General features: G+C 70.8%; 12 protein-coding genes and 1 tRNA gene. 4 read left to right on the top strand and 9 right to left on the bottom strand.

Annotation, left to right across the window (positions count from 1 at the left end; translation table 11 throughout):
• Positions 1–129: 129 nt before the first annotated feature.
• Positions 130–468, bottom strand: coding sequence for a DUF3618 domain-containing protein (locus ACZ38L_RS17470; protein ID WP_465694017.1), 339 nt, complete (start codon positions 466–468; stop codon positions 130–132).
• A 144-nt stretch (positions 469–612) separates the two neighbouring features.
• On the opposite strand from ACZ38L_RS17470, the gene bcp reads away from it, so the two are divergent.
• The gene (gene bcp / locus ACZ38L_RS17465; RefSeq protein WP_465694016.1) at positions 613–1,089 is read left to right on the top strand and encodes a thioredoxin-dependent thiol peroxidase; all 477 of its coding nucleotides are present in this window, start codon (positions 613–615) and stop codon (positions 1,087–1,089) included.
• A gap of 46 nt (positions 1,090–1,135) precedes the next feature.
• Here bcp and ACZ38L_RS17460 read toward each other — a convergent pair whose 3' ends face one another.
• Genes ACZ38L_RS17460 through ACZ38L_RS17450 form a run of 3 tightly spaced genes read right to left on the bottom strand, consistent with a single transcriptional unit; the run spans position 1,136 to position 4,774 of the window.
• Positions 1,136–2,161 (bottom strand): ABC transporter permease, encoded by a 1,026-nt coding sequence (locus ACZ38L_RS17460; protein WP_465694015.1) that lies wholly within the window; start codon positions 2,159–2,161, stop codon positions 1,136–1,138.
• A complete protein-coding gene (locus ACZ38L_RS17455; RefSeq protein ID WP_465694014.1) occupies positions 2,158–3,711 on the bottom strand; it encodes a sugar ABC transporter ATP-binding protein in 1,554 nt (517 codons plus the stop codon). Before ACZ38L_RS17455 ends, ACZ38L_RS17460 begins: the two co-directional genes overlap by 4 nt.
• A gap of 7 nt (positions 3,712–3,718) precedes the next feature.
• Entirely contained in the window at positions 3,719–4,774 is a 1,056-nt protein-coding gene (locus ACZ38L_RS17450; protein ID WP_396563901.1) for a substrate-binding domain-containing protein, read from the bottom strand.
• A 261-nt stretch (positions 4,775–5,035) separates the two neighbouring features.
• Here ACZ38L_RS17450 and ACZ38L_RS17445 point away from each other — a divergent pair.
• Positions 5,036–5,122: transfer RNA gene (locus ACZ38L_RS17445), tRNA-Leu, on the top strand.
• Between the two features lie 84 nt (positions 5,123–5,206).
• Here ACZ38L_RS17445 and rdgB read toward each other — a convergent pair.
• The 4 genes from rdgB to ACZ38L_RS17425 form a co-directional block, all read right to left on the bottom strand.
• Positions 5,207–5,818 carry an RdgB/HAM1 family non-canonical purine NTP pyrophosphatase gene (gene rdgB, locus ACZ38L_RS17440; RefSeq protein ID WP_465694013.1) on the bottom strand — a complete coding sequence of 204 codons (612 nt, stop codon included), beginning with the start codon at positions 5,816–5,818 and terminating at the stop codon, positions 5,207–5,209.
• Between the two features lie 35 nt (positions 5,819–5,853).
• The gene (locus ACZ38L_RS17435; protein WP_465694012.1) at positions 5,854–6,243 is read right to left on the bottom strand and encodes a hypothetical protein; all 390 of its coding nucleotides are present in this window, start codon (positions 6,241–6,243) and stop codon (positions 5,854–5,856) included.
• Positions 6,244–6,438: 195 nt separating this feature from the next.
• Complete coding sequence (gene rph, locus ACZ38L_RS17430) at positions 6,439–7,164, bottom strand: ribonuclease PH (RefSeq protein ID WP_465694011.1); 726 nt, start codon at positions 7,162–7,164, stop codon at positions 6,439–6,441.
• Between the two features lie 149 nt (positions 7,165–7,313).
• Positions 7,314–7,547 carry a glucose PTS transporter subunit EIIB gene (locus ACZ38L_RS17425; RefSeq protein WP_396563893.1) on the bottom strand — a complete coding sequence of 78 codons (234 nt, stop codon included), beginning with the start codon at positions 7,545–7,547 and terminating at the stop codon, positions 7,314–7,316.
• Between the two features lie 434 nt (positions 7,548–7,981).
• On the opposite strand from ACZ38L_RS17425, the gene ACZ38L_RS17420 reads away from it, so the two are divergent.
• Both ACZ38L_RS17420 and ACZ38L_RS17415 read left to right on the top strand, forming a co-directional pair.
• A complete protein-coding gene (locus ACZ38L_RS17420) occupies positions 7,982–9,244 on the top strand; it encodes a PTS transporter subunit EIIC (protein ID WP_465694010.1) in 1,263 nt (420 codons plus the stop codon).
• 230 nt (positions 9,245–9,474) lie between these two features.
• Positions 9,475–10,758 (top strand): PTS transporter subunit EIIC, encoded by a 1,284-nt coding sequence (locus ACZ38L_RS17415; protein WP_465694009.1) that lies wholly within the window; start codon positions 9,475–9,477, stop codon positions 10,756–10,758.
• Positions 10,759–10,848: 90 nt separating this feature from the next.
• Here the strand turns inward: ACZ38L_RS17415 and ACZ38L_RS17410 are convergent, their stop codons facing one another.
• On the bottom strand, positions 10,849–11,595 hold the full coding sequence (locus ACZ38L_RS17410; RefSeq protein ID WP_465694008.1) for an MBL fold metallo-hydrolase: 747 nt from the start codon (positions 11,593–11,595) through the stop codon (positions 10,849–10,851).
• Between the last annotated feature and the right edge of the window lie 38 nt (positions 11,596–11,633).

Raw genomic sequence — 11,633 nt, 5'->3', positions numbered from 1 at the left:
AGGGGGGGTCGACTAGTGCCGCTCCCGCGGTTTGTTCTCCTTTTCGTCCACCCCCACCCCCCGACTGCACCTGGCGCGACCGCTAGGTGGGGCGCCGCCCCGGAAGACGGGCCGCCGCCGCCGGTACCGTCAGCGCTTCCGCTTGCGGGCCGAGGCGACCAGCAGGACCACGCCCACGCCGACCAGCGCGACCGGCACGATCCGCTCCCTGCGCGGCGCGCCCTTCTCGTCGACGAACTCCGCCTTGATCCGCTCCAGCCCCCGGCTGGCGTCGGCGTACGCCCGGCCGAGCTTCTGCTCCACCGAGGCCAGCGTCCGCGCCCGGACCTGCGCGGCCACCGTGGTCGGGTGCACCCGCATGGCCAGCTCGTCCAGGGTCTCCGCCAGCTGGGCGCGGGTGCGGGTGATGTCCGCCTCGATCTCGGCGGTGGTCCGCACCGCACCGTCCTTCGTCCTACCCTCGCCCACCCGGGCCACCTCACTCGCCTCTCGTCACGGTCTGCTTCCGGATCAGTCTGTCAGCTCCGGTGCCGAGCCGCGCAGTCCCACCCACCATCAGAGGTAGGTTTGCGGTGGCACGGCCACCAGATCCAGCACGAGGAGAGAGTCACCGTGAGCGAGCGCCTCCAGCCCGGGGACACCGCCCCCGCCTTCACCCTGCCCGACGCCGACGGCAAGCAGGTGTCCCTCGCCGACTACCTCGGCCGCAAGGTGATCGTCTACTTCTACCCGGCCGCCCTCACCCCCGGCTGCACCACCCAGGCCTGCGACTTCACCGACAACCTGGAGGTCTTCGCCGGCGCCGGCTACGAGGTCATCGGCATCTCGCCGGACAAGCCCGCCAAGCTCGGCAAGTTCCGCGAGGCCGAGAACCTCGAGGTCACCCTGCTGGCCGACGAGGACAAGCAGGTCCTGGCGGCGTACGGCGCGTACGGCGAGAAGAGCCTGTACGGCAAGACCGTGGTCGGCGTGATCCGCTCGACCGTGATCGTCGACGAGGAGGGCAAGGTCGAGCGCGCCCTCTACAACGTGAAGGCCACCGGCCACGTCGCCAAGCTGCTGCGCGACCTCAAGGTCGAGACGGCCTGACCAAGGACGCCGCGGGGCCCCGGCACCCGCCGGGGCCGCACCGCGCTCACCCCGGCAGCCCGACCGCCCGCTCCCCGCTGCGGCGCTGCTGGATCACCACCGCCACCACCAGCAGCGCGCCCTGCGCGACGTTCTGCCAGAACGCGTTGATCCCCTCCACCGTCAGCCCGTTCTCCAGCGCGCCCAGCAGCGCCACCGCCAGCAGCGTGCCGCCGACCCCGCCCTTGCCGCCCTTGAGAGCGCAGCCGCCGAGCGCCGCCGCCGTGATCGACTGCAGCTCCAGCCCCTCGCTGCCCGAGGTCGGCTGCCCGGAGCCGGTCCGCGCGGTCAGCAGGATCCCGGCCACCGCCGCGACCACGCCCAGCAGGCTGTACACCGCGATCAGGTACTTGTTGATGGCGATGCCGGCCAGTCGGGCGGCCGTGTCGTTGCCGCCGATCGCGTAGAGGTTGCGGCCGATGTCCGTGTACTTCAGCATCACGTGCACCGCCAGCGCGACCACGATCAGTATCCACACCATCACCGGCAGCGCGGCGATCTTCCCCCGACTGAGGAAGACGAAGACGCTGTTGTTCAGCACGTATCCCTGGGCCGCGCCGTTCGAGAGCAGCTGGGCCACACCCTTGTACGCGGCGAGGCCGGCCAGCGTGGCGATCGTCGCGTTCACCCGCCCGTAGACGATGATCACCCCGTTCAGCACCCCGACCGCCGCGCCCATCACGAGCGCCACCGCGATGCCCAGCACGGCGCTGGAGCCGGTCGAGGTGAAGACCATCGCGCTGACCACCGAGTACAGGCCGGCCTGCGAGCCCACCGAGATGTCCAGGCCGCCGCAGATGATCACGACGGTCTGCACCACGGCCAGCACGCCGCTGATCGTCACCGCCTCGGCGATCACCTGGATGTTGGTCCAGCTCAGGTAGTTGTCGTTCAGCGAGCCGAAGAGCGCCAGCATCACCGCCAACGCGCCGATCAGACTGAGGTTCTGCCCGCCGACGGCGGCGAGCAGGCCGCCGGCCCGCCCGCCGCGACGCACCGGCACGGCCTTCTCGGACACGGTCGTGGTACTCATGCCGTCCTTCCTTCGTCACGCGACCCGGTCGGCACACCCGACACCAGGTCGTCGGCCATCGCGAGCGCGAGGATCCGCTCCTCGGTCGCCTCGGCGCGGCTCAACTCGCCGGTGATCCGGCCGTTCTGCATCACCACCACCCGGTCCGACAGCCCCAGCACCTCGGGCAGCTCGGAGGAGATCACCAGCAGCGCGACGCCCTCCTTGGCCAGGTCGGCGATGATCTGGTAGATCTCCGCCTTGGCCCCGACGTCGATCCCGCGGGTCGGCTCGTCCAGGATCAGCACCTTCGGCCGGCGGGCCAACCAGCGTGCCAGCACCACCTTCTGCTGGTTCCCGCCGGACAGCTTGCGCACCTCGTGCTCGATCGACGGCGCCCGCACCCGCAGCCGGTCCGCGTACTCCTGCGCCAACTCCCTTTCCGCCGACCGCCGGACGAACCGTCGGCGGCGCAGCCGGTCCAGCACCACCAGTGAGGTGTTCTCGCGGATCGAGCGGTGCAGGAAGAGCGCCTGCGCCTTGCGCTCCTCAGGCGCCAGGCCGAGTCCCGCCCGGATCGCCGCCCCGGGGCCACCGTGACCCAACGCCTCTCCCTCCAGGAGGACTTCGCCGCTGCGGATCGGGCGGTCGCCGGCCAGCGCGAGCGCCAGCTCGGACCGGCCCGCCCCGATCAGCCCGGCCAGGCCCACCACCTCGCCGGCCCGGATCCGCAGGCTCACCCCGGTCACGTCGTCCGTGCTCACGTCCCGCACGTCCAACACCACCCGGTCGGTGGCGACCTGTTGGCGGACGAACATCGCCGACAGGTCGCGGCCCACCATCAGCCGGACCAGATCCGCCTCGTCCGCCTCCGCCGCGGCCAGCACCCCGGCCACCGATCCGTCCCGCAACACCGCTATCCGGTCGGCCAGTTGGAAGATCTCCTGCATCCGGTGCGAGACGTAGACCACCGCCACGCCGTCCGCGCGCAGCCGACGGATCAGCGCGAAGAGCGCCGCCACCTCCTGCTCGGAGAGCGAGGAGGTCGGCTCATCGAACGCGATCACCCTCGCCTCACCGGTCAACGCCCGCATGATCTCGACCAGTTGGCGTTGGGCCGGGGTCAACTGGGAACCCAGCAGGTCCGGGTCGAGCACCCGGTCGAAGCCGAGCCGGTCCAGGTCGGCGGCGATCCGGCGGCGCAGCTCGGCCCGGTCCAGCCGGCGGCCCGAACGGTGGGGCAGCGCACCGGCGTAGACGTTCTCGGCGACCGAGACGTGCGGGATGATCTCCGGCTCCTGCGGGATGATCCGGATGCCGGCCGCCCGTGCGTGGGCGGGAGTCGGCAGCGCCAGCTCGACGCCGTCGAGCGACACCGTTCCCTCGCTCGGCTGGTGGTCTCCCGTCAGGATCTTCAGCAGTGTGGACTTGCCCGCGCCGTTCTCCCCCATCAACGCCGTGACCTGGCCGGCCGGGAACTCCAGGCTCACCCCGTCCAGCGCCCGCACCGCGCCGAACCGCTTGCCGAGGCCGCGCACGGCGGCACCCGTGTTCACCTCTGTCGCCGTCATCCCGGCCTCAGCTGCACTGCAGGCCGGACGCCTGCCAGTCGGACGGATCCACCATCGCGGTGGGCGCGTCCAACTCCTGCGGGAACGGCTTGCCGTTCCTCAGCCGGTCCACCATGGTCTGCACGGCCAGCGCGCCCACGTCACTGCCGTTGATGAAGAGCGCCGCCTTCATCCCGGACGGCTTGCCGCTCCCCCAGTCCTTGCAGGCCAGGTAGGCGCCGAGACCGATGCCGATCACGTTGTCGGGGGTCACCCCGGCGTTCTGCAGCGCGGTGATGCCGCCCTGCACGTTCTCGTCGTTGCAGCCCCAGACCACCCAGTGCTTGACGCCCGGGTTCGCGGTGATGGTCGCGGCGACCTTGTCCTGGGCGCCGGTCGGGGTGTTGTCGGTGGCCACGTCGATGTTCTGCACGCCGGCGCCGCCCCCGGCGGCGAACGCGGCCTTGGCTGCGTTCACCCGGTCGCCGCAGACCGTCACGTCCTGCTGCCAGGCCGAGATGGTCCGGGTGTCGGCAGCCGCCCAACCGGCGTCCTTGTACTCCTCGGCCGCCCGCTGGCCCACCTGGGTGCCCATCTGGGTCCCGCTGAACCCGATCCGCGGCACCAGCGCGGACGCCGGGCACTTCGACGGGTCGGGACCGGTCGCGCAGACCTGGTCGTCCGAGGTGAGCAGCGCGACCTTGGCGTCCTTGGCGGTCTGCACCACCTGCGGCCCGACGGACGGATCCGGCACCACCACGATCAGCCCGTTGGTCTTCTGCGCGATGGCCGACTGCTCGGCGCTGACCGTCTGGTTGGCGTCCGTCCCCAGGTTGACCACGTTGAGGCTGACCCCCAGCTGAGCCGCCTTCGCCTTCGCCCCGGCCGCCTCGCCGACGAAGTACTCCTGGTCCCCCTGTTTCTGCAGGTACGTGATCGATATCTTCCCGGTCACCTTGGCCACGTCGTCCGAGGCGGACGCGCCGGTGCTCTCCTGCCCACTCGAACAGGCTGCCAGCCCCAGCACGGCCAACAGGCCGACAGCAGCGGCCGCCCGACGACGACGGTTGTGCGAGGTGCTCATAAGGCGGACGCTCCTTCAGCTCACAATCAATCAGAACTAAACATGATCGAACGCATCGTGGGATATGACACCCTCAGACTCCCCTCCCGTCAAGAGTTTCCGCACACATCCGCACAGGTCGCGACAGAACCGTTGTCCGATGTACACCGACAAGACGGTCGCGGTGGTGGATCCGCCGAGCCGACAGGCCCCTGGTGGCCCACCGGAACTGTGGTGACGAAGCAACCGACGGGCCAGTAGCATGACGGGGTCGGTGGATGCGCGGTCTTGGCGGAATTGGCAGACGCCCTGGCTTTAGGTGCCAGTGAGGGAAACCTCGTGAGGGTTCGAGTCCCTCAGGCCGCACCAGCACAGCGAACGAAGGCTGCCCGGAGCAACACACGCTCCGGGCAGCCTTCCTCGTTCTTCGTTCTTCGTTCTTCGGTTCGAGTGTCAGCCCAGCAGTTCGCGGACGATCGGGGCGAGCGCGCGGAAGGCCTGGCCACGGTGGCTGATGGCGTTCTTCTCCGCGGCGGTCAGTTCGGCACAGGTGCGGCTCTCGCCGAGGGGCTGGAGGATCGGGTCGTAGCCGAAGCCGCCGTCGCCGGCCGGGGCGGTGCGGAGTTCGCCGAGCAGGCGGCCCTCGACGACGCGCTCGGTGCCGTCGGGGAGGGCGAGGGCGGCCGCGCAGGCGAAGTGGGCGGTGCGGTGCGGGGGCGCGATGTCGGAGAGCTGGGCGAGCAGCAGCTCCAGGTTGGCGCGGTCGTCACCGTGCTTACCGGCCCAGCGGGCGGAGAAGACGCCGGGGGCGCCGCCCAGCACGTCGACGCAGAGGCCGGAGTCGTCGGCGACCGCCGGCAGGCCGGTGGCGCGGGCCAGCGCGTGCGCCTTGAGCAGGGCGTTCTCGGCGAAGGTGACCCCGGTCTCGGGCACGTCCGGGATCTCCGGATAGGCGTCGGCACCGACGAGTTCGAAGTCGAGGCCGGCCGCGCCGAGGATGGCGTGCAGCTCGGCGACCTTGTGCCGGTTGCGGGTGGCGAGGACGAGGCGTCGGGGGGTGCTCATGGTTCCCCAGTATCCCAAGCCGGCGGCGCCCCGGGTCAGCCGGCGCAGACCTTGGTCAGGTTGCCGGCGGCGGAGCTGAGCGGACCCAGGTCGGGCGCCTTGTTCTGGTCGATCGCCTGCTGCACCAGGTCGACCTGCTTCTGCAGGTCGTTGACGGCGTTGGTGACGTCGGAGCTGCTGGCCTTCCTGTCGAGCTCGTCGATGTCGTTCCTGAGGTTCTGCATCGCCTTGCCGGCCGCCGCCGGGTCCTGGTCGGCCTTGTTGTAGGCGCTGCCGAGCTGGCCGATGTCGCCGCCGATCCGCACCGCGGTGCTGCCACAGTCGATGGCCTTCTGGGTGGCGGAGCAACTGACGGCGCTGAGCGGGAGAACGACGAGCAGCGCGGCCACGGCGAGGGTGGCGGGACGGGTGACGCTGGCCGGCATCGGGTCCTCCGGGGAAGGCGGCGGAACGGTCCGTCAGGGACGACACCCGCACCACGGCCGGCGGTTCCCGTACGGGCCTGTTCCCGGCCAACCTACGGGACGGTTCGCGGACCTGTACAGTCCGGACGGCGGCGCGCAACTGACCGTGCGCCGGTTGCGGCGGCACCCGTGCGCCGCCGCGAACCACGTGCGGGATCAGCCCTCCAGGGCCTTGCGCTGGATCTCGTCGAGCTCGGCGCAGCCGAGGGTGCCGAGGTCGAGCAGCTGGTCGAGCAGGGCACGGTCGAACGGCGCGCCCTCGGCGGTGCCCTGGACCTCGACGAAGCGGCCGTCGGAGGTGCAGACGATGTTCATGTCGGTCTCGGCCCGGACGTCCTCCTCGTACTGGAGGTCGAGCATCGGGACGCCGTCGATGATGCCGACGCTGACCGCGCTGACGCCGCCGGTGATCGGCTGGCCCTTGGCGCGCAGCAGCTTCTTCTCGCGGGCCCAGGACACCGCGTCGACCAGGGCGACGTAGGCGCCGGTGATCGCGGCGGTCCGGGTGCCGCCGTCGGCCTGCAGGACGTCGCAGTCGAGCACGATGGTGTTCTCGGCCAGCGCGCGGTGGTCGACCACGGCGCGCAGCGAGCGCCCGACCAGGCGGCTGATCTCGTGGGTGCGCCCGCCGATCTTGCCGCGGACCGACTCGCGGTCGCCGCGGGTGTTGGTGGCGCGCGGGAGCATGGCGTACTCGGCGGTGACCCAGCCCTCACCGCTGCCCTTGCGCCAGCGAGGGACGCCCTCGGTGACGCTGGCGGTGCAGAGGACCTTGGTGTCGCCGTAGGAGACGAGGACGGAGCCCTCGGCGTGCTTGCTCCAGCCGCGCTCGATGCTGATCGGGCGGAGCTGGTCGGGGGTGCGGCCGTCGATGCGTGACATAGCGCCTGAGCGTAGCCGTTCCGGCCGTACCGGACGTACCGCCCACCGGGATCGCCGGAGCCCGCGGCGGCGACGGCCCGCCACCGCCGCTGCGGTGACGGGCCGTCGCCGGTGTGGATCAGCCGGTGTGGGTCAGTTCACACCCACGGTCACATCATGTCCTCGATCTCGCCCGCGATCGGGTCGGCGTCGGTGCCGATGACGACCTGGATCGCGGTGCCCATCTTGACGACGCCGTGGGCGCCCGCGGCCTTCAGCGCGGCTTCGTCGATGAGGGAGGCGTCCCTGACCTCGGTCCGCAGGCGGGTGATGCAGCCCTCGACCTCTTCGATGTTGTCGATGCCGCCGAGACCGGCGACGATCTTCTCAGCCTTGCTGGCCATGTCTTTCTCCCTCTGTCCCGGCGCACCGGCTGCTCTGCCGGAGGCCGTCCTGCCTCTGTGCCGTGTGGCGCGGTGCCGTGTGGCGCGGTGCCGTGTGGCGCGGTGCCGTGTGGCGCGGTGCCGTGTGGCGCGGTGCCGCGTGGCGGCGCGTGGGGGGGTGACACGGGCTCAGCCGCCCGGTCGTGCACCGGCGCGACCAGCATCGCCCGGTTCGCTCCGATCCGCCACGCTAGACCACGATTGGCGCAGTTCCACGAGCGGGCACCGGCTCCTCCTCCCAGGATGACGGTGAGTGGGATTCGGGTCCTCGTGCGCACGCGCGGCTGTCCGCAGCCGGTCTACACCACTGGTCTACACCACCGCGACTGCACTCCCCAAACGCGCGGCCGGCCGCCGGTAGTTCCCCGACCGCCCCGAGAGGCAGCGGAGGCACGATGACGGGTTCGGCGGGTGCCGCGCCTGGGGCGCGGGGCCGTCCGGAGAAGCAGTGGTGGCAGAGCTTCTACGGCGGGCTGCAGAAGATGGGCCGGAGCCTGCAGCTGCCGGTCGCCGTGCTACCCGCGGCCGGCATCCTCAACCGGCTCGGCCAGCCGGACATCTTCGGGCCGGGCGGCCGGATCGCCGACTGGCCCGATGTCGCCAAGGTGCTGGCCGGGGCCGGCGGCGCGCTGCTGGACTCCTCGCTCGGGCTGCCGCTGCTGTTCTGCGTCGGGGTGGCGATCGGGATGGCCAGGAAGGCGGACGGCTCGACCGCGCTCGCCGCGGTGGCCGGCTTCCTGGTCTACTACAACGTCCTGCACCAGTTCCCGGTGCGGTCGGCCGGCACGTCCCCGAGCTACCAGAACCCCGGGGTGTTCGGCGGCATCGTGATCGGCCTGCTGGCCGCCCGCTGCTGGGTGCGGTTCCACCGGACCAAGCTGGTCGACTGGCTCGGCTTCTTCAACGGCCGCCGGCTGGTCCCGATGATCATGGCCTTCGTGGGCACCGTCTTCGCCGTGCTCTGCCTCTTCGTCTGGCCGCCGGTCGGGCGCGGGCTGACCGACTTCAGCCGGTGGCTGACCGACCTGGGCCCGACCGGATCGGGAATCTTCGGCGTGACCAACCGGGGCCTGCTGGTGGTCGGCATGCACCAGTTCCTCAACACGTTCCTCTTCTTCCAGTACGGCAGCTACACCAAGCCGGACGGCACGGTGGTCAACGGCGACGTCAACCGGTTCCTGGCCGGCGACCCGACGGCCGGGCAGTTCACCTCCGGGTTCTTCCCGATCATGATGTTCGCGCTGCCGGCCGCCGCACTGGCCATGGCCCACTGCGCCGAGCCGCGCCGGCGCAAGGAGATCACGGGCCTGATGACCTCGGTCGCGCTGACCTCCTTCGTGACCGGGGTCACCGAGCCGGTCGAGTACTCCTTCCTCTACGTCGCGCCGGTGCTGTACGTGATCCACGCGCTGCTCACCGGTCTGTCCATGGCGGTCACCTGGGCGCTCGGCGTGCACGACGGCTTCAGCTTCTCGGCCGGCCTGATCGACTACCTGATCAACTGGAGCCTGGCCACCAAGCCCTGGCTGATCATTCCGATCGGGGCCTGTTTCGCGGCCGTCTACTACGCGCTCTTCCGGTTCCTGATCACCCGGCTCGACCTGCTCACCCCGGGCCGCGAGCCGGAGGAGGTGCGGGAGGACGTCACCAAGGACTGACGGAGGAGGGGACTTAATACCCTGGTGTAGACCAATAGGCTGCGAAGATCATTAATCCACAGCAAGATTTCGATTTCATAGCACTTCCCATCCACGGGACCGCCAGGGGTTCCAACCCCCTCCCGGGCCGTGTTAGAAAACTGGTCTACACCACTAGTGGTGTAGACCAGTTCGCGCGTCGGCCCCGGAGCGCACCCCGCCCGACCCGCCCTGCCGTAAGGAACCACCCCATGAGTACGACTGCGCAGGCATCGGCGCCCGCCACGTCGCCGGGCCCGTCCCCGTTGAAGCAGCTCGGCCAGAACACCCTGCAGGGCCTGCAGAAGATGGGCCGCAGCCTCCAGCTGCCGATCGCCGTGCTGCCGGCCGCGGGCATCCTGCTCCGGCTCGGCCAGGACGACGTCTTCGGCAAGGACGGCCTCGGCTGGGACAAGGTTGCCTCGGTCTTCAGCATGGCCGGCGGCTCGCTGCTGGACACCAGCTTCGGCCTGCCGCTGCTGTTCGCCATCGGCATCGCGATCGGCTTCGCGAAGAAGGCGGACGGCTCCACCGCGCTCGCCACCGTGGTCGGCTTCCTGGTCTACAGCAAGGTGCTGCAGGCCTTCCCGATCTCCCCGGCGCACGTGGCCGACGGCAAGGTGGTCGAGGCGACCTACCAGAACCCGGGCGTCCTCGGCGGCATCGTGATCGGCCTGCTCGGCGCGGTGCTCTGGCAGCGCTTCCACCGCACCAAGCTGGTCGACTGGCTCGGCTTCTTCAACGGCCGCCGGCTGGTCCCGATCATCATGGCCTTCGTCGGCACCGCGGTCGGCGTGCTCTTCGCCGAGTTCTGGGGCCCGGTCGGCAACGCCATCGGCCACCTCAACAACACCCTGATCGGCGCGGGTGCGCTCGGCGCCGGGGCGTTCGGCCTGGTCAACCGTGGCCTGCTGCCGATCGGCATGCACCAGTTCGTGAACTCCTACGCCTGGTTCCAGGCCGGTGACTACACCAAGCCGGACGGCACGGTCGTGCACGGCGACCTCACCCGCTACCTGGCCGGTGACCCGCACGCCGGCCAGTTCATGTCGGGCTTCTTCCCGATCATGATGTTCGCACTGCCCGCCGCCGCACTGGCCATCGCGCACTGCGCCAAGCCGGAGCGCCGCAAGGCCGTCACCGGCATGATGCTCTCGCTGGCGCTGACCTCCTTCGTGACCGGTGTCACCGAGCCGATCGAGTTCTCCTTCGTCTTCATCGCGCCGATCCTCTACGTCATCCACGTCGTGCTGACCGCGGTCTCGATGGCCGTGACCTGGGCGCTCGGCGTGCACCTCGGCTTCACCTTCTCGGCCGGCCTGATCGACCTGGTGCTCGGCTGGAGCCACGGCCACAACCAGTGGATGGTCCTGCCGATCGGCGTGGTCTTCGCGGCGGTCTACTACGTGCTCTTCCGCTTCGCGATCACCAAGTTCGACCTCAAGACCCCGGGTCGCGAGGACGACGACGAGATCGAGGACACCACCAAGGCCTGATCCAGGTCCGCACGAACGGACGGGAGGCGCCGGCCCACGGGGGGGGTCGGCGCCTCCCGTCCGTTCGTCCGTGCCGCTGTCCGGCGCCGCTCAGACCTCGTAGACCGCGCCGGCCTTGGCCACCTCGACGGGACCGGCGTAGGCGGCCTCGGCGTCCCGCAGGTTGCGCTCCGGGTCGGTCCACGGCGGGATGTGGGTGAGCACCAGCCGCCGGACGCCCGCCGCCGCCGCGTGCTCGCCGGCCTCCCGGCCGTTCAGGTGGATGCCGCGGAAGGTCTCCTTGCCGTCCGTGAAGGCCGCCTCGCAGAGGAACAGGTCGGCGTCCCGGGCCAGCTCCACCAGCGCCGCGGACTCCCCGGTGTCGCCGGAGTAGACCAGTGAGCGCCCCTCGTGCTCGATCCGGAAGGCGTACGCCTCGACCGGGTGGTTGACCAGCACGGCGGTGACCGAGAGCGGGCCGAGCCGGTAGCTGCCGGCGGTCAGCGTGCGGAAGTCGAAGACCTCGCCCATCCCCGGGTCCTCCGGCATGTCGTAGGCCCGGGCCAGCCGGCCGGGCGTGTCCGCCGGGCCGTACACCGGCAGCGGCTCGGGACGGCCGCCCTCGCGGTAGTTCCGGGCCACCCAGTAGGCGCAGAGGTCGATGCAGTGGTCGGCGTGCAGGTGGCTGAGTGCGACCGCGTCCACCTCGTAGAGGCTGGTGTGGGCCTGCAGGGCGCCGAGCGCGCCGTTGCCGAGGTCCAGCACCAGACGGTAGCCGTCGGCCTCGACCAGGTAGCTGGAGCAGGGCGATTCGGGGGACGGGAAGCTGCCCGAGCACCCCACCACAGTCAGTTTCATCCCGAGCCCCTCCGCCGGATCCCTGGGCGCGTGCGAGC

The sequence above is a fragment of the Kitasatospora sp. NPDC024654 genome, assembly GCF_055559155.1.
The sequence above is the reverse complement of the archived record's forward strand: the minus strand, read 5'-3'. Positions and strand labels throughout refer to the sequence as shown.

Bases quoted from the DNA above. Each gene is read 5' to 3' on its own strand.
- ACZ38L_RS17460 (WP_465694015.1), bottom strand. From the start codon at position 2,161: ATGAGTACCACGACCGTGTCCGAGAAGGCCGTGCCGGTGCGTCGCGGC.
- ACZ38L_RS17455 (WP_465694014.1), bottom strand. From the start codon at position 3,711: ATGACGGCGACAGAGGTGAACACGGGTGCCGCCGTGCGCGGCCTCGGC.
- ACZ38L_RS17450 (WP_396563901.1), bottom strand. From the start codon at position 4,774: ATGAGCACCTCGCACAACCGTCGTCGTCGGGCGGCCGCTGCTGTCGGC.
- rdgB (WP_465694013.1), bottom strand. From the start codon at position 5,818: ATGAGCACCCCCCGACGCCTCGTCCTCGCCACCCGCAACCGGCACAAG.
- ACZ38L_RS17435 (WP_465694012.1), bottom strand. From the start codon at position 6,243: ATGCCGGCCAGCGTCACCCGTCCCGCCACCCTCGCCGTGGCCGCGCTG.
- rph (WP_465694011.1), bottom strand. From the start codon at position 7,164: ATGTCACGCATCGACGGCCGCACCCCCGACCAGCTCCGCCCGATCAGC.
- ACZ38L_RS17425 (WP_396563893.1), bottom strand. From the start codon at position 7,547: ATGGCCAGCAAGGCTGAGAAGATCGTCGCCGGTCTCGGCGGCATCGAC.
- ACZ38L_RS17420 (WP_465694010.1), top strand. From the start codon at position 7,982: ATGACGGGTTCGGCGGGTGCCGCGCCTGGGGCGCGGGGCCGTCCGGAG.
- ACZ38L_RS17415 (WP_465694009.1), top strand. From the start codon at position 9,475: ATGAGTACGACTGCGCAGGCATCGGCGCCCGCCACGTCGCCGGGCCCG.
- ACZ38L_RS17410 (WP_465694008.1), bottom strand. From the start codon at position 11,595: ATGAAACTGACTGTGGTGGGGTGCTCGGGCAGCTTCCCGTCCCCCGAA.